Raw genomic sequence first — 19,876 nt, 5'->3', positions numbered from 1 at the left:
TCAATCCTCTCCTAGAATCCCACTGTCAATAGGGTTTGAGACGCGCTAACCCTGAGACATCATCAGACATTAAATTCAGCAATTCTTCATCCCCAACTGACCCCACCGGTACTAAAGCTAGTCGCTGGTTTTTGAGTCCCGCATCCCCTTTAATCCGGGTGTGAATTGTCGAACGTAGCATCATCAATAAAGTTAATAAATCACTAGATTGACGTAACCAGCGCCTTGAGTTGTCAATATCCTCCTCGACAACAAAACCATCATTAATCAGCATTACTAATTTCCTAGCTTTATCATCTCCAGAAACTAGCGTTTTTGTCTCTGGATCTGTATACATCCCTCGACCTCGATAGATAAGTTGGGCGACTTCCATCAAAGCAGCTTCTATGTTAAATCTAGGAATTGCGGCAATAATCCAATCAGTTTTGGGAAAAGAAACACCTCTAGCACCTGAAGAAGTCATTAAAAAAACGCGGATTTTATCTCTTTTTTCTTCCTGAACTAATTCTAATCGCTTGTTAGGCGGTACACTTTGATCTAAAATTGCCACTTCCTGATTTTGAAAAAGAGCATTTTTACTACCTATGATTTTCTGCTTTAATTTACGCAGAAAAGCCTTGTTTTGGGCAAAGAAAATTAATTGTTCTGCCCCTTCTTTTAACCCACGTTCAATTTCTTTGTAGGCGTTATTTAATAATTCCTCGTCTAATGTTTCTCGTATTGCTTGGCGAATTTGTTGTTGAATATTTGTTTTGTTCAGCTTCGGTGTGATAGGTGAAAGGCGGATACTATATTCAATATTAAGTTGAGAAGCCGGATAGCTATTAGTCATGATATGTAATACTGGGTATTTTCTCAATCCAATTTTGATATCAGTACCCGTAACGCGAAATGGCGCTTCCCCTTGAGTTGGACTAATTAATACTTTATCTGGCGCAGAATCCCCCGAATTAAGATAACTATTCAGGACTATTTCATTACTTAAAGAAGCATCAGCAATAATCAGAATTACTTTAAATGGTGATTGAGTTTCTTCAAAAGGTTCAATAAACTGTTGCTGCAACCAATCTGCTAATTTATGAACAAATAGCGCTCCTGCACCATCACCAGCCAATTCATCAACCATTGCGATGATAGTAGGGATTCTGGCTGCAAAGTTGCGGCGTTCTTGTTGTCCTGGTTTGGTATCAGCTTTTTTAGCAAATAAATTTCCTAAAGCATCAATGGTATTTGTTTTATCCAGGTTTCGATAACCTTGAATTGCTGCTGTCATCACCAGATGATTTACTTGGGGATTGTGTTCTAATAATTTGCGGGCGGAACTAGCAAGAGTGCGGAATACACCGGGACGAGGTATTGATTCTACGCTGTCTTCTCGTTCATTGAGAGAACGTTTAAAGCGGCTAGAAGGGACTAAGTTACAATAAATTTCGTGTTCCTGTTCAGGTGTTAAAAAAACGGTACTACTATCAGGATAATTTAAATTTGTGATGCCATCTATAACGACTGCACTATCTACATGACGCTGTTTTTTATCTTTTTGCTTTACTTCTTCTTCGTACCACTTAGGCGCTGTGGCAATTAAATTTGCATTAGTAGTAATGGTTAAAATATCACGATGATTTTCATCTTTCTTGGCAAGTTTGGCGGTGACATCCCGATTAATTACTACTCGTGGACTAAGATAAATAAACATAAAACCTTCTGACTGTGCTTCTAGAAATTTAATCACAGCCGTGGTTTTACCAATTCCCGGATTTCCTTCTAAAGCAATGACATTTAGCCTTCCAGTTTGGGCAGATTTAAGACCAGTAATAACTGCGCTTTCATGGATTGTTCTCAGGGGAATTTGTTCTGGTAGGTGTTGAAAGATGGATTGAAAATGAACTAAAGGATTACTACCAAAGAATTTATGCAGCGATTCTGTTGTTTCAATATTGGCGATCGCCTCTTGCTGAGAAAATTCTTGCATAGGGTTGTAGAAACCTGTCACCTGTTCTGTAAATTGGTAGTGCAGTGACGTTTCTAAATTGGGTTTTTGCCTGAGTTGCTTGGCTTGGCGCTCAAAATCCGAGGGAAGCGATCGCACTAATTTATTAAAGGCTACACGAATTTCTGTTGACAGTGCATCAGGTTCCTCATCTAATTTGCGAGTGTGACGATATGCTTCTCCTAGAGATGTCATCAACTTAGTTCGAGGATTTGGTTCTGATTCTTCAAAAAAATGGGCAGCAATACTTTCACAGCCATTTGAGGTAATAGCGATCGCTCTAGCACTACAACCACCCTCTAACCGTCCTTGTTTTCTTAACAAATTGATCAGCCGTTCAGTATAAGATGAAGCTTGACACAACTTAAACAAAGGTTTATCCAAACCACTGAAAGCCGCTAAGTGATTTTTCAGACTTGACGAAAACAAAAATTCCCCACCTTCCACCTCAGCACAAACCCTAGAAAAAACACCGCGTGAATCAATATAACGAGCATAACGGCTCATTTCCTCCCGGTGAGCAGCTTCTGTGCTAAAGTCTGCCAATTTTGCCGGTGCATTATAAGAAAACTCCAAACACAGAAGGAAATGCTCAAATTTTTGCCTCGTATTCTTTCCACTAGATAACCAAAGCAAAAAATCTGCCCTTGCAGGTTGTCCTGTGGTGACTAATCCTAAATCTGGTTGTCCAGCAAGATTAAAAGCCGCCTTAAATTCTTGTGCTGTTTTTTCCTTTTCCGCTTCACGTTGCATCTGCTGTCCTGGAAGCATCAACGGACACCAAATAGCTGCCAACTGCGGCTGACGGACTGGTACATACTTGAGACATTCCCGCACTGCTGTCCAGCCTAACCCATAGCCCAATCCCAGCAGATGACGCACCATTGAATCAACCCATGCTTGAGCATTTGGATCAGTCAACTTCAGAGTTTTCACCAACTGGCTATTAATGTCTGCATTCTTTACCTCTTGCCAAGGTTTCAGAAGCGGATGTTGGTCATTAAATAACTTTTGATGAATCAGATTTTGCAAAACTCCACGTTTCACAGCAATTTCAAACACCTGTCCCCATATAGATGCTTGTTCTAAAAATGAAACTTGCTTAACTTCCCGTTCCATAAAACTTATCCAAATCGTTAAAAATATAGGACTTATACCATTTCTGTGTAAAGTTGCGCTAAATTTTTCTTTCTTTCTTTCTTTCTTTCTTTCTTTCTTTCTTTCTTTCTTTCTTTCTTTCTTTGTGTACTTTGCGTCCTTTGCGGTTCGTTCCCTTTAACCCAAAATCATATTACTTCCTGCTGTGCAGAACTTGAGAAATATGAGTCAATAAAGCCGGATAGCTGAGATACACCTTACCTTTGCGCCGAGTATGCAATACTTCCACCTCTCCCGCCGCTTCAACAGTATTTGGTGATATCCAACGAAAAGGATCTAAAACGGGAATCAGTTGTCCACGTTCCGCCTCAATAAAATGTAACCCCCGCAAAACAGCAATTAAGCAAGGATTAATAGGAGAATTTTGCTCTGCATTTACAAGATGTTGGCGAGCGCGTTCTGTCCAAGTAATATCACTTACTCGTTGGTCAGACACTAGAAAATAGACACAAAAACCAGACTGTGGCCGTTCCTGTTCTTGAACTGCAAACAGTGTCGCAAAAGTGTACACCGGAATTATATCTCGCACCCGAACCGTCTCTACAGAATGCAAAAAATTAGTATGATCTGCTGCGTGTAAAATTTCAAATGCAGCTTCACCTGTATCGCGTTTTTTTAATCTTGTCGCTGGGAATACATCCCGCAGCATAGTATAAATATTTAAATCAGGAAAAGTTTGAAAAACATCTTCTAAAAATTCCTTTGGTGTTAAAGCCGAATTATAATCTGCTGTGCGGTTAAACCTGCGACCACGATAAGCATGAGAAAGCAAAATAATATGCTCACAGCCTTGATTTTTGAGATAACGAATTTCTTCTTGTACTAAGCGTTGCTTTTTCAACTGTTCTGGAGAATCAACAATATCAGACTGGATTCTTTCGGCTTTGAGTTCATAACCAGAAACAGGATTAACTACAGCAGTCGCAGTATAACTTTGAGTCAGAAAAAGATAACCTTTATCTTCCGATTTTAATAAAGCCGCCTCATTACAAGGACGAGTTGCATAGGAAATTAAACCAATTTTTGGTACTTCTGGATGTACTGGTGTACTAATAGCCAAAGGAAAAGCACTTAATAAAGCATCAAAAATACTTCGTTTTATCCATTGAGTATTTGCAGTTTGTTTAGCCAAATTGTCGAGAATAACTCCTTGCATTCTGATATTAGTATCTTCAGCTAATATCGCTTCTAAAGTTTGGGCGGCTGCATAAATGTAATTATCACCACTGGTTTCATCAGCAGTTTTACCTTGCTCTTGGAGTCGTAGCATTAAGGTAGTAAAATCGGTATTATCCCCTTGTTTTAATTTATCAATAATCCGCCATAAACAGCAGTAAACCAATACTATAAAAGCAGCAACAGCCGCCGAATGATATTGTTTATTTTCTTCACTTTTTTTCTTGTCTTTGGAACGAGTTAAAAGTTTAGCGTCATAATAAATTATTACTGCTGCTGGTAAATTCCATACTTTAGCATGAGGAGCATTGGCTGATAATTCATACTTCCATTGTTTTTCTTGTTTGTTAAAATATAAAGACTGGGGAACCCAAATAATTTGAAGCAGTTTTTGTGTTAATAACCTTTGGGCTTGAATTGAATAGCTATCGCCTTTCGTTACTAAATCATGTTCAGAAATATCTGTAGTTACATGAACAGAAAATAAAAGCCCTGGTGTTTCTGGAGTATTGCAAATTTCGATATGTTTAAACCATTCAACATTTTCACGGCTAGTTTGAGGAGAACTTTTAAGTAAATCCTTGACTCCAGATTCTGCACCTTCTAAACGTAACCATTCAATAATGCTCCGTTTTACACAAATAAATTGTTGAGAAGATTGCTTTTGCACCTGAGAAATAACTTTTTCACCCTTGGTTTTCAGTACATCAATTAAACTAGAAGCAATTGTTTGCATTGAAGACTCACAGTTTCGTAAATCATCTATCAATTCTTGGATAGCTGTTTTACCTGCTTTGATCTCCATGATAATTTTTTGCACAAAATTAGGTAAAGCTTCTGCACTTATTCCTTCTTCATCTGGAAGAGGAATAACAATTCTTAAAAAAATCAGTTCAGCTAGGCGACGACATACTCTCCAAGGGTTTTGGGTTAATGTTTCATCATCTGTTTTTAGTTCTTCTTCAATTTGGTCAAGTCGTGCTAAAAAAGCTGATTTCTGCTTTTCAGGATTATTACCATTAATCCGAAAGCGATAACTAACCTCACGGACTACCCCATAACTCGTTCCTTGCTGATTTCTGGTTTTTTCCTCGAAGATTTGAGTTTCCCATTCCGCCCAAACTGGGAGACAGTAATAGAAAGTTGATTTATTCAAGTATTCTGATAAATCAAATTCAGCACCAACGCCAAAAGCAGCAGTTAAATCAACGCTGTAACCGATTTCTGTTGCAGATGTGAGTAAATTGCTGACGCGATGGACATATTCTGCTAAAAGCTGATGTTTGGGTTGACTATTCGTGGGACTATATTGAGCGATCGCCTCCATAATCCGCAGGGTAATTGTCTGTCTTACCCGTGCTAAGGCTTCATCGTCTAAAAAGTTCAGAAATCGAGTTAATTGGCTATCTGTTCTATCTCGCTCTGCACGTAAACTATCAATAGCTGCTTCAATATCGTCTTCATCCCAACCTAGCTGATTCTGCACATAGTCCCTAACTGCACTACACATCCGTTCAAAGTAATCATCAGCATCAATTTGTTCACGAGCTAAAATTACCTTGGCGACGGGCTTATTTTTGAGATTAGTCTTAGCCTCAGCATCAGGGAAAGCAATCGGCACAAGGTTAGCTGTTTGTGGTTTATTCTGAAAATAAGCCCCTGTATTTTGTGCTAATTTCTGAAGCTGTTGAATCGGTTGATCTAGCAACAGTGTTGACAATGAATTTTCTTCAGGTAATGCAGCCTCAATCTCTTGATCAATAGCTGCTATTAACTTATCTACAGCAGCAGATAGCCTCACTGTACTTTTTTCTGTTAAGTTACCACCTACCAGGGACTTAGTTCCAAATCCTGATAATTCCAAATCTTGAATAAATCCACCACCTTCTGCGGGGTTAAAAGCTGCTTTAAAATCTGATAATCCAAATAGCCTCCGTAAAACTGCTGAACTACAAAGCCGTAACCGTTGCTTTTGACTATTAAAATCAAACGCTGGCTTGTAGTCAGGATGTAATCCAGTTGTATTTGTTCTATTTTTCTTTGTAGGAATAGATTTAGCCAGTAATTCTACTAGGGTTGCTAGGTCAATAGAAGGTTTAGGTGAGCTTGCCTGAATTTTGGCACTACCAATTTTATCTGACGACATATTTACTTTATCCTTTACACCAGCCTTGTGACTGCTTCACTTGCTGCAACTATCAAGTTGAAACAAATGGAACCTTTCCCCTAAGTAACTTAAGTATAAGTGATTTGTCAAGTGGTGGCAGCACTAAGTATAGTGAGCTACAAAGATGATGAGCAAGTTTCTGTCAAATCTGGAATTACTCAGTGGTAAATTGTATTAAAATAGGATTAGATAACATTTGGCTGGTAGCTAAAAACCTCTATCAAGTTGGTTAAATAAGTGTCAATACTAAAATATGGCTACAAACAGTAAAAATCGAGAAATCCTCATACTGGTGTTGACTCTTTTGCTGACTGCTGGGATTTTAGGATTGGGTTGGCGGTATTTTCCATTGTTGTCTGGACTTATGGAAGGTACTGAATCTACAAATGGTAATTCATCGCAGTCTTTAAATAATGATCCATCTTCTGGTTCTGAATCTCAGCCAGTTTCCAGTTTTGATTTAAATACTTTAGATACCAGTTTACCAAATCCCACGGTTTTAACTATTGATGGTAGTGTAACTATAGTTACTTTAGTTATCCAGTTGCGGAATGGTTATAATTTTCTGAATCCTAGTTTACCAACAACTTACGGCATCCCGGATGGTAGTCCAAATGGGACGAATGCGGGACTGAGAAATTTGATTGATGGTAAGGTGTTAATGGCAGCTAGTTCACGTTCTTTGAGTGGTGCTGAGTTGCAAGGGGGAATTGTCGGGGTTCCTATAGCTCGTGATGCTTTGGCTGTAGCGGTGGGTGTGAATAACCCATACAAGGGAGAGTTAACTTTAGAACAGTTGCGCTTGATTTTTCAAGGACAAATCACTAATTGGTCAGAGGTGGGTGGACCGAATCTACCTATAAAAGTAATTAACCGTTCCCGTGATAGTGGGACTCATTCATTTTTTCAAGAGTCGGTACTTTCTGGTACAGAGTTTGCTCCTGATGGTGCTAATTTTACTACGGTCTTAAAAGATGAAACTACGCCTATTCTCCGTGCTTTAGGCAATGATGGTATTAGTTACAGCACTGTTACCCAAATTGAAAATCAGCAAACTGTCCGCATGGTTCCGATTAATGGAATATCGCCGACAGATAGAAATGCAGTCAAAAACGGGATTTATCCTATTAGTCGAGTTGTTTATTTAGCTGTCCCACGTCAAACTAGCCCAGCTGTGAAGCAATTTCTGGAATTGGCTTTATCTCCTTCTGGACAAGCAGCTGTGGAAAGGGCGGGTTTTATTCCTTTGCAGTAGAGGTTGGGAGTGGGAAGAATTCACCACTCCTGTCTGATTAACTCTTGGCGATTCCTTCTTGGCGGGCGGCTTGTTGGACAGCAGCAGCGACAGCAGGCGCAACCCGTTTGTCAAAGACTGAAGGGATGATGTGTTCTCGGTTCAGGTCTGAGGGTTTAACTAAGGATGCGATCGCACTGGCTGCTTCTAAATACATGGTGGTGCTAATGGTCTGGGCGCGACAATCTAAAGCCCCACGAAATACTCCGGGAAAGGCTAAGACGTTATTGATTTGATTAGGGTAGTCACTGCGACCTGTGGCCATGACAGCTACCACGTTACTGACTAATTCTGGTTGAATTTCGGGAATGGGATTAGCCATAGCAAATACAATGGGGTCTTTAGCCATTGCTTGCACCATTTCCACTGTCAATACTCCCGGTGCGCTTACGCCGATAAATACGTCTGCACCTTGCATTGCACCCCCCAGAGTCCCCTGGGCTTTAACAGCAAATTCTTGCTTTTCTGGGGTCAAATCGGTACGACTGGTGGAGAGGATTCCTTTGGAGTCACACATCCAGATTTTTTCGGCTCCGGCTTTGCGAAGTAATCGGGCGATCGCCACTCCCGCAGCACCAGCACCGTTAATCACAATCCGAATTTCTGCTATGGATTTATTGACTAGTTTTAAGGCGTTAAATAAGGCTGCTAAGGTGACAATGGCTGTACCGTGTTGGTCGTCATGAAAAATCGGTATGTCCAGTTCGGCGCGTAATCTTTTTTCGATTTCAAAGCAGCGAGGGGCTGCAATATCTTCCAGGTTGACACCACCAAAAACGGGGGCGAGATGTTTAACTGTGCGGACAATTTCCTCTGTATCTTGGGTGTCCAGACAGATGGGAAAAGCATCTATACCAGCAAATTCTTTGAAGAGCATGGCTTTACCTTCCATGACTGGTAAGGCCGCAGACGCGCCCAGATTTCCCAAACCTAATACGGCGCTACCATCCGTAACAATAGCTACGGTATTTTGTTTGATGGTAAGATTATACACTTGCTCTGGGTCTTGGGCGATCGCGGTACAAATGCGACCAACTCCGGGGGTGTAAGCCATTGCTAAATCCGAAACACTCTTGAGAGGAATCCGACTAGCTATACTAATTTTGCCGCCCCGATGTAAGTTAAAGGTGCGATCGTAAACGCTGAGTAACTTAATATCTGGTAATGCTTTGACTGCTTGGACAATGGTTTCCGCGTGTTCGGTACTAGCCGCATCTACAGTAAGATCACGGGTAGATTCATGGCGAGTTTGTTCGATTAAGTCAATTTGTCCGAGATTACCGCCACTGGAGGCGATCGCCTGGGTAATTGAGGCTAACATTCCCACACGGTTAGGAATTTGTAACCGCAGGGTGACACTAAAACTGGAATTGGGAGTGAGCTTTGTCATTGTAATTTTTGATTTTAAGGTTTAGATTTTATCTCAAATCCTTCAGGTCTTACGCCTCACTCACGTACTTAGGATGATCTTTTGCTAACAGGTGATTAGCGTCTACCACCAACACCACTTAATATACCTGCACCAATTGAAAACAGAACAATTGCCCAAATTACGTATGTGGGAATTGCATTGATTACACCAATTCCCAGCAGGAGATAAATTATGGCTGTCAGTAATAAAGCCATACCAATAGAAACACCAAAAATGTACAAAAATCTTCTAATTTCAGGGTTAGGAGGTTGATTCACAAATATTATTCCTTAATTGTGGGTGTAAGTAATTCCAGAATCACGCCACTCATTCTTGCATATTGAGATACATTAAGGGTTAATATCTGATTGCAAATTACCACAAGCAGTATTGTTAAAGATTCCTAAAACAGCCCTTTAATCAAAGCTTTTCATCCCAAATCCCAAATTTCTATAAGTGGTGATTTCACTATAAAACTTGACAAAGTAATGTTTCACACGCTCTATTATGTTTTTAATCTTACAGGCTAATACTTAGATAGCTATCGTTACCTGGAAAATTTCGATAACCTTCAACTACAAAGTTTCTAGATAGCTCAATAAATCTGCCATTTCCTGCACACTAGGTTGAAATTTTGGCATAGGCGGTGTTTCGCCACTAATAACTTGCTGTATCAGTTTGTATTGTGACTTACGCTTGGATACCCCTTGCAAACTCGGACCTACTAGCCCATCCGCTTCCAGTCCATGACAAACAGCACAGTTAATTTGAAAGATAGCGTGTCCTTGAACTGAGTCTCCTTGCAAGGACAGGACGTTCTTCACATAAGGATCAGAAGCTTGAACCATTTGAACACCAAAAATGCCCAAAGAGGCTGCTAACAGCATCACGAGAGCCAATGCGGTGAGCCACTGTATCCAATTTTCTGGTTTGATAATCTGGTTATCCAAAGGGTTTGCCGTGAAAGTGGGTTTACTAAAAGTTTTTCATGTCCTACACATAGCTTAAAAGTTCTTGATGGTGTCTGCAAGCACAAATGATAATTTTTTTATGATCATTTTTCCTCTAAAAACATTGTAAGGCGAGGGATTCATCCCCAATTTGGTAGAATGAACAGCAGCAACGAATATTTAACTTTTGCAAACAGGAGATTAAACGTGGTTGAACCCCTGCTATCCGGTATTGTCCTTGGTCTGATTGTTGTGACTCTGGCTGGGCTATTTTACGCCGCGTACAAGCAATACAAGCGCCCCAACGAATTGGGGGGTTAAAAATTCTGAGTGGAGATGCGATTAATCAGTCAGCGCGTTGCCAACTTTCCTCAAGTGGTACAACTGGCTTCGCATCTCTACAAGAGTGCCTTTCGCATCAATTCAGCATCGCTTCATATTCGTCATGTGAGCCAATCCAGAACCAGTAATAATCGTTACCTTTTTTTAAAGCCAACGCTCGATAACCACCACTAACGCGCGCAGACCAGAGATTGTTGCCTACTTTTTTAAAATGTAGAGAGGGATGCAAGGAATTTTCTTGCCAAAGTTGATAGGCTTTTTGAGTTTTTTCCTTTATTTGTGGAGATAAATCTAGATAAGCTTGCCAAAAATCAGCAGTTGCGAAGGACTTCATCTAAATCTCTCACTTTATTGCCTGCAATGTCTGCTTCTGCTTTGGCGATTAGATGATTCAGTTTTCCTGATGCGATATCAGTTTCAATTTTTTGATCCCACACCTCGTCCAGATAATTTAGAAGCCAGTCCGCAAGTTGGCGAATGTCATTTTCTGGTAGTTGTTTAATAGCGGCTTCGATCTCTGGCAGATTAGTCATAATATTTTTATCATCTATCTAGTTAACTTGTGAATTTATTGCTAAATCAATATTCAGCAGTAATCATAGTAAATCATCCTCAGATAACTGAGCTATTTTCATCAAGGCTTTTAAGGTTCCAACTTTCAAATCTTGATTACAGTGAACAGGTATTGACAAAATTTGTTCTATTTCCGGGTTTTCATAAATATGATGACTGCCAGTGACTCTTCTTAAAACCCAACCTTTCTGCTCTACGATCTTACACAGTTGTTTGCCAGAAATAGATTTCATATAGCAATTTCAACCACTTGATCTGTTGAATCAATGACATCACGATGATTAGCAACATCAAGCCAACCTTCAATAGCGTCTTTTAAATTAGCCATAACCTCATCCATTGTCTCCCCCTCGGTAATACAACCAGGAAGTGCAGGTACTTCTGCCCAATAGCCACCTTCTTCGGCTGGATGAATAATTGCTTTAATTTTCATACTCGTTAAGCTATTGGTTGAGAATGAATATAGTTGAAAACACAAATCTTCGTGTATCCTTCGTGATGCTCTCTTCAGAGTCTTTCCAAAATTTCGACTGTTTTTTCGTTTGTCACATTGCCTGTATTCAAAGTGGATATAGGCTCTAAAATGCTTGTTGATAAAAAGATTGCAGATGATACCACGGGATACAGTAACACACTTGATCATTCAGTTGCTCTTTACATGCCAGAAGTAACTGTCTGCCAATGCCTTGATGCTGAAACTGAGCTAGAACTTGCATACCTCTTAGTACAATGAACCCATTATCTGGACATAAGCGTACTGCACCAACAATTTTTTCTTGTAATTGAGCAATAAGTATTAAATCTTTATCGCTCACACCACCGCCATAACCACACTGACTGTAAAAAATTTTAATGTTTTCAATATCATGTGGTTTTGCTTGGCTAATTGTCAGCATACTAATTGATAATTCGCTAGAAATCCGGGAGTATTACCATAAACTTTTTGGCGGCAAATCTCCCAAGTGCTTATAAATACTAGCATGGGGACGTACAATCCTAGCAGAACGTTCACCCCTCAAAACTCAAGCAAGGTAAGTGCAAGCGAGGATCTTCTAAGGTTGATTCTTCGTTACCTTGTTGAGAAGTCACAAAAAGCAGCTTCACACCTTGATGGGAATGCTGATTATGCCATAAGCCACGAGGAACGGTGAAGATTGTGCCAGATTGAAGAGTGATTTCACTATATCCACCATCTTCTAGAAGAACTTTGACATCCACTTCGCCTTCCAGAATATGAAGAAGCTCGTCATCTGGATGGCGTTCCCAAGGGGTTAGTCCTGAAAAGCAGACCAAACCAACCATGCATTGATTGAAGTTTCCAATTATCTTCATGGACGCACTAGCATCAGTGTTGGTAGTTTGCTCAGTAATTTCAAGTATGCTTACGTTTCTAAGCGTGGCTTGAATATCTACATACTTCACTGTGATATCTCCTTTGCTATGTATATCCAACTGTTTATTTCAGGAAAGTTTCCATGAAATTGAGTTTTTAGATAGGTTACTTACCATTCGTTAGTATATAGTACAAATTAACTATTCAGTCAATATCAATACTCTCTTTCATTTCGCTCATCCATGATTCGGTAGAAAGTCAGGGCTGTGTTACCGTAAACCTTTTGGCGGCAAATCTCCCAAGTGGGTATAACTGGCGATGTCCATCCTTGGGGATTGTGTTCTACAGCGATTTCACCATGCACAGCTAATAAATCATAATGTGCGATCGCCTCTAAAACAGGCTGATATAATCCACTAGCATAAGGTGGATCAAAGTAAATTCTGTCAAACTGCTTTCCTGATAAATTTTTTAATTGCTGCATGACATCTCCGCGCAAGAGTTGCCATTTTTGCTCACCATGCGCCACCTGCTGCCAATTTTGTTGAATAATGGCACTAGCTCGGCTTGATTTTTCTATCCCTACTACTAAATTAGCTCCTCTACACAAAGCCTCTGCACCCATCGAACCACTACCAGTACACACATCTAGCCAACAACACCCTGTAACTTCTCCTTGCCATATATTAAATACAGCTTCTCTCACCCGCGCACTGGTGGGTCTGGTAGCTTGCCCTGGTAAAGTTTTAATTTGGCGATTCCCGTAAATTCTCAGTGTCATTGGTCATTGTCCCTTCGACTTCTCTCCCTTCGGCTTACGCTCAGGGCAAGCATGGTAAATCATTAGTCATTAGTCATTGGCAAAACCATGACAAAAAACAAACAACAACGGACAAAATTAGCAATTAAAAGTTGGATTATGCAGCAATTTTTTCGCGGACTTGGGCTACAAAATTAGAGAGAATTTGCAATCCAATATTAGAAGATTTTTCCGGGTGGAACTGCACTGCTGTTAGGTTATCACGGGCGATCGCAGCTGTGATATTTTGAGAACCGTGGGTAACAGTTGCAGCTCGAACTTCAGGATCTGTTGGGTCAACATAGTAAGAATGCACAAAGTATACCCAAGGATCAGCTGGCAAATGTTCCCACAAAATACTTTTTGGTTGGGTAAACTCTAGTTGGTTCCATCCCATGTGAGGAATAGTAATCCCCGCCTCCGGTCGGAATCGGCGCACTTTTCCGGGGACAATTCCTAGCCCTGGTTGAGTTCCTTCTGCACTGGATTCAAAGAGAATTTGTAATCCCAAACAGATCCCTAAAAAGGGTTTACCAGATGAGATCGTATCTTTAATGGGTTGTTCTAAACCACGCGATCGCAGGTGTTGAACTGCGGGATCAAATGCCCCTACCCCAGGTAACACAACCGCATCTGCCATTTCTAAATCTTTAGCAGCATGAGTAATGTGAGGCGTTGCTCCAGCTTTTTCTAAACCTTTGCAGACTGAGTGCAAATTTCCCATATCGTAATCTACGACTGCAATAACTGGCATTAACCGGCTCCTTGTAAAGTTATTATGGAGGGTGTTTCTATTCTAAATAATATTTCTTATGGCGAAAAGAATACTATTAACTTCTTTTGATATTTGGTTGAGTGAGCAAAGGTCAAATTCTAGCGATGATTTATTACTCGAAGTGATCAAACTTAACTCCCTCCCTTATGATTTAAAATTTCTGCGGCGTTTACCTGTAGATGAGCATCAAGCTAGTTTGCAAGTAATTCAAAAAATCTCTGAACTCCAACCGGATTATATTATTTGTTCTGGGATGGCTGCTAGCAGGACAAAACTAAGTCTGGAAGCGGTTGCTAGCTGTGGGGAAAGTGTTTTGCCGACAAATGTTAAATTGGAAAAATTAGTAACAAGTGCAACAGCAATTGAGATTAGTTACGACTGCGGTAAATTTGTTTGTGAGAGTGTTTACTATGCAGTTTTAAACTACTTGTGCCAAAATCAACTTCCCATACCATGTGTTTTTGTCCATGTTCCCCTGTTAAATCCGGAAAATTTGCCCCTCATTCTGGCTGACTTCTTATTAATTATTAACAATCTGGCACTTTTATAAAACCCTCTGCGTCTCTAAGGGGAAGCTATATTCTCAGTATTATGTTGTCATTATTACTCAATCTCATCCTGGCTCAAGGAACACCAACTACACCACCCCCAGAAGAAGTGGTAAAACCCCAAGAAGTCCGCCCTTTACCGGGACAACTGGATACAGTACCTGTATTTAATAGCAATAGTCCCGAATTAGTTTTAAAAGAAGGAATTTTACTGTCCACTTTTCCCCAAGATGGAAAACAGGTTCCAGAGGCGCATTTAAATTATCCCTTTCAAGGGCGATTTGATGTTTTTGCCCATCATATTGCTAGGGCGGAACCACCGGAGGATTTAAGGTCGCTGCATTTAGGAATTATGCTGCACAATCCCGGAACTGAACCAGTGACAGTAAATATTTTGCAAGCTGCCAGTTATTTAAGTCAACCAGATGCACCATTTATTCAGTTACCAGCGACGAGTCGGAATATCTTAGGTAATATTTTTGCAGGCCCTGGCGATCGCGCTGTATCTGATGTCCTAAGAGGAAGGCGACAAGAAACTTTCCCCCCTCAAATTGTCATTCCTCCAGGGCAGAATAAAATGTTATTAAATCTACCCATACCAGTTAAAGAACTCACACCACCTTTAAATGGTCGCTCTACATTAATGCGGTTGCAGAGTAGTGGTACAGTTTATGCGGCAAGTATGGCTTTATTTGCCCGTGATAATGGGGATGGTACGGAACGTGCGCCGACTTTAGCAGAATGGGAAAATGTCCTGCAAACTGGCGAATTGTCAACACCACGGGATAGAGTTCCCACACCTTTAGACGCAACCGACCGAGGAAGAATTTATGGGCGTGTTGCTGGCGTTGCTCAAGGTTCTCAGTGGAAATCCTTAGTTGTAGATAGTCCCGAAGCGCGATATTTAACAATACCCCAAGCAGGTCAAGCCTTTTCCTATCCTTTGAGTAGTCTGCATGGAGGGACTTTAGGCACAAATCAGATTCAAACTGCACCCATGCTGGTACGTTATCCTGACACTGCTTACATGGCTCACGGTAACTATGGCATTCAATATAGCTTGCAGTTACCCCTACATAATAATACTGAAAATACCCAAAGCGTTAGTGTATCTGTGCAAACACCAATTAAAGAAGATAATTTAGTTAAGCAAGGACTACGCTTTTTCACGAACACAGCACCGCAGGTATTCTTTCGGGGGTCAGTGCGAGTACGTTACACCGATGATCAAGGTCGCCCCAGAACCCAGTTTACCCATTTAGTGCAGAGAAGAGGTCAACCAGGAGAACCCCTAGTTTTATTGAATATACCAGCAGGCGATCGCAGATTAGTAGAAGTAGACTTCATCTATCCCCCAGATGCGACACCACCGCAAGTATTAACCGTGTCAACTCAGTAGACATCTCCAGAAAAGAATGTAGAGACGTTCCATGGAACGTTTCTACTACAAGGGTTATAGGAAACGGTTTTTTTTCAAAATATTTTTATTTCTCCAGCTAATATTTTAGCAAAAAAATTAATAGTAATTTCGGATAGGTCATGATATAAATTCTGAATAATGCTAAATTATAAATACAGTATAATAATAAAACTCTATGACTAATGAAATTACTGAAAAGCTGAGGAAAGCTTCAGAAGGTTTACTCATGATGAGCGAGTCAGAATACCCCTTTGAAGTTTTTTTATGGACTGACCAAGGTCAAAATAATTTGACGAATCAAAAACTTCTCCAATTAACAACACATCCGCTAGAAACACTAATTGAAGAAGTAGAACTAGATTATTTATTTCATAATTGTGCTGAAGAAAAAGAATGGCACGATGAAGGACAAAAACAAGATGTGCAAAAATTTCAAACCCTTATTAAAACCCTAAAAGATACCCTTGCTGATATTAAAGTCTATCGTTTAGGTACGGTAAAGATTGATGTTTATGTAGTTGGTAAGACTCCATCTGGTGATTTAGCAGGAATTTCAACAGTTCTAGTAGAAACGTAATTAATTAAACATCAGCCTGTCTGCAAATATAGACAGGCTTTAAGTTTTAACTTACCTGACCCTACTTACAAATTATCAACTCTAGACTCAATGACACTTTGAGTAGACACAGGAACAGTAGAAAGAAAATCGTATCCAGTTCTAGATTCCAAAGTATCAACGCTAATTCTATAATTTCTCCAACTCGCGTTTCTAATACCTTGTATATTAGGTATGTCTACAGTAATTACTCTAGTGTTAGTGCTGACGCTGTAAGCACCGGAATTGACAGAATTTAAAACTACAATAACCTTCCAAATTCTTGCAGGTACAGTTACCTTACCACCAGCAATTGTAGTTCTGCTTCCATTCGATCCTGTTCCACCAGAACCATAAGAACCCGAAATTATATAGAGTTCTTTACCTTGATTAACCACCAAATCTCTACAATAACTTTCCAGACTCGCCCACACACCTTGATTATTATCCGGTGATTGAGGAATTATATTTGTCATTAAAAAAGTAGCAGAGTTATTAGCAACTGTGTTAGTTCTATCTGCTGAAGGAGCCATGTGTCCTCTATCAAAGCCACTTCCAGTGTAATCAGAAGAAGTAACCCGATAGCAGCTGGAAGGTAGTGTGGTATCTGCACGAAAATCATCTTGACGAGGTGCGCTGCCCAACCATGATGTATTTAACTGCCAACTCACCCAATTTGGTGTTCCTCTATAGCAGTTATAGGAAACTGCATATTGAGATTTGCTTAATAAACGATTACTATAGCTACCTCCAGCATTACTAGGATTACCCATTGTTAAATGAACGCTTGAGGTTTGGGCAGTTAATGGGTTTTGTACGTAATTAAGCAGAATGGAAAATATGACTGGTAAGGCAATCAGTAGAATGGCCTTGAAAAACTTAGACTTCTTCATTTTTTACTATTTATTTGTGGAAACAAACTAAAACTGTGGCTGTAACTTTTACGAAAATCGGTAAAACTTAACGTTTGTACTCTATATTTGTTTGTATAAGAAAAGGTAAAAAACCTGTAAACATTACATTAACGTTTAGTAATCATTTAAATGATTATCTAGAACAAAACTGGCTAATAATATAAAACATATACTCTTGTGTGATGTCTCAAGATAATTTTCGAGAAAATTCTGATAAAAAATTATTGGCAATCTTAGTGTATTTTTAGTTAAAACAACTTAATGGCTAGAATTTAACCGGGAACAGGGTACAATCCAGAGGGATTTTTAATTTCACCAATGAAGGTTAAGGATGGAAGCAAATTTTCTCACAGATATATTTCTGCCCCTGGCTCTATTTATTATCATGTTAGGAATGGGGTTATCCTTGACTCCAGAAGACTTTAAACGAGTTGTTATCTATCCCAAAGCAGTGATCATTGGCTTGGTAGCGCAGTTGATCATGTTACCCATAATCGGCTTTGCTATTGCTTCCCTCTCTCCCCTAGAACCCGAACTAGCAGTAGGCGTGATGATTTTAGCCGCCTGTCCCGGTGGTCCGACCTCTAACATGGTGACGTTTTTGGCTGGGGGAGATGTGGCTTTATCTGTAACCCTCACCGCTATCAGTAGTTTAATTACGGTTTTTACCATTCCTTTGGTAGTCAATTTCTCAATGCAGACATTTTTAGGACAAGGAACGACACTACAGTTACCTTTTATAAATACTGTCTTACAGATTGCAGTAATTACACTTATCCCAGTCGCCGTCGGCATGGTAGCAAATAAATATGCTCCCGGAATAGCAGCCAAAGCAGATAAACCGGTGAAGTGGCTATCTTTATTTTTCCTAGCAGTGGTGATTACTGGGGTATTGCTACGAGAACGAGGGAATTTTATTTCCTATGTCATTGATGTCGGCTGGGTAACTCTGGTTTTGAATTTAGTCACAATGGCTTTAGGTTTTGGAATTGCCACCTTAACCCAATTAGGCGAAAAACGGGCTACAGCCATTACAGTAGAAGTAGGTATTCAGAATGGAACACTTGCCATTGCGATAGCGAAGCGCTGCTGCAAAGCAGATCGCATCTTCCGAGACACTTTTAAATACACCCACAATGGCGATTCCCGCAGCTATTTATAGTTTACTCATGTTTGTCACTGGTGCTGGATTTGCGTGGTGGGCTAATCGTCGCCAAAACCTGTCAAAAGCCTAAAAATTAGGAAAATAATATGTCTTGGATCGAACTAACTCTGCATACAACCCATGAAGCAGTTGATTGGGTATGTACCCTACTGGCTGAAACTATTGATATTAAAGATATTTATATTACAGAATATACAGAATCTGACTTAGCTAATTCTGATTGGAAATGTACAATTCAATTATACTTACCCTACGATATCAGCGCGCGGACATCTGTAGAAAAAATTGAAAATTTGCTTTCGCCTTTGCATCGCACTGGAATGACAACAGCCATTGAAACAAGCGTTGTTGAAAATAAAATCACAGATATTCCCCAACCACTGATTCATCCCATTGGGGAAAAATTTGTAATTGTCAATTCCGATACACCTGAACCTTCAGAAATAGCAGAAAAAATCACCTTAAAACTTCAGAAAACCCTCGCATTCGGAAGCGGGTTACATCCAGCCACCATCGTCAGTTTGCGACTGCTAGAACGGCACATAATCCCTCAAATGCAGGTATTGGACTTTGGCTCAGGTTCAGGTATTTTAAGTGTCGCTATGGCGAAGCTAGGGGCTAATGTCTTAGCTTTAGATAATGACAGTGTAGCTGTAGAAGCGACTCAGGAAGCTGTATCTCTGAACAATGTAGAGCGGCAAGTACAGGTTATGCAAGGTAGCCTGGGATGTGGCAGTGATTTGGGACACTGGCTGGGTGGAAACACAGTTAATGATGTCTCAAAAATTGAAGCAGAAAACACATTTGATTTAATTGTTGCCAATATTTTCGCACGGGTGCATATTGCCCTCGCTGATGATTTTAGAAAAGCCTTACGTCAAAATCCCACACAACCAGGGCTACTAATTACAGCCGGGTTTACCACAGATCATCAAGAAACTGTCACCACAGCCCTAAATACAGCCGGATTTCAGGTCATCGATTGTCAAAAATTAAACGAATGGGTAGCCCTTACCTTTCACTGTAATTCGTAATTTACAGCAGTTTGCAAGTATAGCTGGGGAGTAGGGTAAAAGCCTTTCGGTGTCTAACTTTTATAATCAGCTTATGTCCTAACGTCTTTGGCGGTTGCAAGTAAATAAAGTACAAAATTATCTGCGTTTATCTGCGTCCATCTGCGTTTAATTATTACTACCTGTACCTACTCATAAATAGGGTTTGCTGAATAAAGCCAAAAGCCAGAGAAATAAAGAGATTCAGGGTCAG

Annotated in this window: 21 protein-coding genes; 7 read left to right on the top strand and 14 right to left on the bottom strand. The window is 40.1% G+C overall.

Annotated features, from left to right (window positions below; all coding sequences use genetic code 11):
• Positions 1-25 precede the first annotated feature (25 nt).
• Together ACM0OP_RS19770 and ACM0OP_RS19765 are read right to left on the bottom strand one after the other, a co-directional pair.
• Complete coding sequence (locus ACM0OP_RS19770) at positions 26-3,109, bottom strand: helicase-related protein (RefSeq protein WP_414530134.1); 3,084 nt, start codon at positions 3,107-3,109, stop codon at positions 26-28.
• A 172-nt stretch (positions 3,110-3,281) separates the two neighbouring features.
• Positions 3,282-6,470: a hypothetical protein gene (locus ACM0OP_RS19765; protein WP_414530133.1), complete on the bottom strand. Its 3,189-nt coding sequence runs from the start codon at positions 6,468-6,470 to the stop codon at positions 3,282-3,284.
• A 274-nt stretch (positions 6,471-6,744) separates the two neighbouring features.
• On the opposite strand from ACM0OP_RS19765, the gene ACM0OP_RS19760 reads away from it, so the two are divergent.
• Positions 6,745-7,746, top strand: a complete 1,002-nt coding sequence (locus tag ACM0OP_RS19760) for a phosphate ABC transporter substrate-binding protein (RefSeq protein ID WP_414530132.1) — start codon at positions 6,745-6,747, stop codon at positions 7,744-7,746.
• A gap of 37 nt (positions 7,747-7,783) precedes the next feature.
• Here ACM0OP_RS19760 and ACM0OP_RS19755 read toward each other — a convergent pair whose 3' ends face one another.
• From ACM0OP_RS19755 to ACM0OP_RS19745, 3 genes are all read right to left on the bottom strand, one after another.
• On the bottom strand, positions 7,784-9,175 hold the full coding sequence (locus ACM0OP_RS19755) for a malic enzyme-like NAD(P)-binding protein (RefSeq protein ID WP_414530131.1): 1,392 nt from the start codon (positions 9,173-9,175) through the stop codon (positions 7,784-7,786).
• Between the two features lie 95 nt (positions 9,176-9,270).
• Positions 9,271-9,474, bottom strand: coding sequence for a hypothetical protein (locus ACM0OP_RS19750; protein ID WP_414530130.1), 204 nt, complete (start codon positions 9,472-9,474; stop codon positions 9,271-9,273).
• Between the two features lie 297 nt (positions 9,475-9,771).
• The gene (locus ACM0OP_RS19745; RefSeq protein ID WP_414530129.1) at positions 9,772-10,146 is read right to left on the bottom strand and encodes a c-type cytochrome; all 375 of its coding nucleotides are present in this window, start codon (positions 10,144-10,146) and stop codon (positions 9,772-9,774) included.
• 207 nt (positions 10,147-10,353) lie between these two features.
• On the opposite strand from ACM0OP_RS19745, the gene petG reads away from it, so the two are divergent.
• Positions 10,354-10,467 (top strand): cytochrome b6-f complex subunit V, encoded by a 114-nt coding sequence (petG, locus tag ACM0OP_RS19740; protein ID WP_010995538.1) that lies wholly within the window; start codon positions 10,354-10,356, stop codon positions 10,465-10,467.
• Positions 10,468-10,564: 97 nt separating this feature from the next.
• Here the strand turns inward: petG and ACM0OP_RS19735 are convergent, their stop codons facing one another.
• The 8 genes from ACM0OP_RS19735 to hisH all read right to left on the bottom strand — a co-directional run bounded on the left by ACM0OP_RS19735 (position 10,565) and on the right by hisH (position 13,947).
• Positions 10,565-10,822: a ParE family toxin-like protein gene (locus tag ACM0OP_RS19735; protein WP_414530128.1), complete on the bottom strand. Its 258-nt coding sequence runs from the start codon at positions 10,820-10,822 to the stop codon at positions 10,565-10,567.
• Positions 10,800-11,021, bottom strand: coding sequence for a hypothetical protein (locus ACM0OP_RS19730; protein WP_414530127.1), 222 nt, complete (start codon positions 11,019-11,021; stop codon positions 10,800-10,802). Before ACM0OP_RS19730 ends, ACM0OP_RS19735 begins: the two co-directional genes overlap by 23 nt.
• Positions 11,022-11,084: 63 nt before the next feature.
• Positions 11,085-11,294, bottom strand: a complete 210-nt coding sequence (locus ACM0OP_RS19725; protein WP_414530126.1) for a type II toxin-antitoxin system HicA family toxin — start codon at positions 11,292-11,294, stop codon at positions 11,085-11,087.
• Positions 11,291-11,494 carry a type II toxin-antitoxin system HicB family antitoxin gene (locus ACM0OP_RS19720; protein ID WP_414530125.1) on the bottom strand — a complete coding sequence of 68 codons (204 nt, stop codon included), beginning with the start codon at positions 11,492-11,494 and terminating at the stop codon, positions 11,291-11,293. The genes ACM0OP_RS19725 and ACM0OP_RS19720 overlap by 4 nt, the downstream gene beginning before the upstream one ends.
• Positions 11,495-11,639: 145 nt before the next feature.
• Positions 11,640-11,957 (bottom strand): GNAT family N-acetyltransferase, encoded by a 318-nt coding sequence (locus tag ACM0OP_RS19715; protein ID WP_414530124.1) that lies wholly within the window; start codon positions 11,955-11,957, stop codon positions 11,640-11,642.
• Between the two features lie 112 nt (positions 11,958-12,069).
• Positions 12,070-12,363, bottom strand: coding sequence for a cupin domain-containing protein (locus ACM0OP_RS19710; RefSeq protein WP_414530123.1), 294 nt, complete (start codon positions 12,361-12,363; stop codon positions 12,070-12,072).
• A gap of 245 nt (positions 12,364-12,608) precedes the next feature.
• Positions 12,609-13,175 carry a 16S rRNA (guanine(966)-N(2))-methyltransferase RsmD gene (gene rsmD, locus ACM0OP_RS19705; protein WP_414530122.1) on the bottom strand — a complete coding sequence of 189 codons (567 nt, stop codon included), beginning with the start codon at positions 13,173-13,175 and terminating at the stop codon, positions 12,609-12,611.
• Positions 13,176-13,311: 136 nt separating this feature from the next.
• Positions 13,312-13,947 (bottom strand): imidazole glycerol phosphate synthase subunit HisH, encoded by a 636-nt coding sequence (gene hisH, locus ACM0OP_RS19700; protein WP_414530121.1) that lies wholly within the window; start codon positions 13,945-13,947, stop codon positions 13,312-13,314.
• 58 nt (positions 13,948-14,005) lie between these two features.
• On the opposite strand from hisH, the gene ACM0OP_RS19695 reads away from it, so the two are divergent.
• The 3 genes from ACM0OP_RS19695 to ACM0OP_RS19685 all read left to right on the top strand — a co-directional run bounded on the left by ACM0OP_RS19695 (position 14,006) and on the right by ACM0OP_RS19685 (position 16,513).
• Positions 14,006-14,518 (top strand): pyroglutamyl-peptidase I family protein, encoded by a 513-nt coding sequence (locus ACM0OP_RS19695; RefSeq protein WP_414530120.1) that lies wholly within the window; start codon positions 14,006-14,008, stop codon positions 14,516-14,518.
• A 41-nt stretch (positions 14,519-14,559) separates the two neighbouring features.
• The gene (locus tag ACM0OP_RS19690; protein WP_414530119.1) at positions 14,560-15,915 is read left to right on the top strand and encodes a DUF3370 domain-containing protein; all 1,356 of its coding nucleotides are present in this window, start codon (positions 14,560-14,562) and stop codon (positions 15,913-15,915) included.
• Between the two features lie 196 nt (positions 15,916-16,111).
• Entirely contained in the window at positions 16,112-16,513 is a 402-nt protein-coding gene (locus ACM0OP_RS19685; RefSeq protein ID WP_414530118.1) for a nuclease A inhibitor family protein, read from the top strand.
• Positions 16,514-16,578: 65 nt separating this feature from the next.
• On the opposite strand, the gene ACM0OP_RS19680 is transcribed toward ACM0OP_RS19685, so the two are convergent.
• Complete coding sequence (locus ACM0OP_RS19680) at positions 16,579-17,424, bottom strand: DNA/RNA non-specific endonuclease (RefSeq protein WP_414530117.1); 846 nt, start codon at positions 17,422-17,424, stop codon at positions 16,579-16,581.
• 352 nt (positions 17,425-17,776) lie between these two features.
• On the opposite strand from ACM0OP_RS19680, the gene ACM0OP_RS19675 reads away from it, so the two are divergent.
• Positions 17,777-18,607, top strand: a complete 831-nt coding sequence (locus ACM0OP_RS19675) for a bile acid:sodium symporter family protein (protein ID WP_414530116.1) — start codon at positions 17,777-17,779, stop codon at positions 18,605-18,607.
• 89 nt (positions 18,608-18,696) lie between these two features.
• Positions 18,697-19,644, top strand: coding sequence for a 50S ribosomal protein L11 methyltransferase (locus ACM0OP_RS19670; protein WP_414530115.1), 948 nt, complete (start codon positions 18,697-18,699; stop codon positions 19,642-19,644).
• Positions 19,645-19,876 lie beyond the last annotated feature (232 nt).

It is taken from the genome of Nodularia chucula CCY0103 (genome assembly GCF_963923915.1).
In the GTDB taxonomy this organism is placed as follows: Bacteria; Cyanobacteriota; Cyanobacteriia; order Cyanobacteriales; family Nostocaceae; genus Nodularia; species Nodularia chucula.
This window is presented reverse-complemented; position numbering and strand designations above follow the sequence as displayed.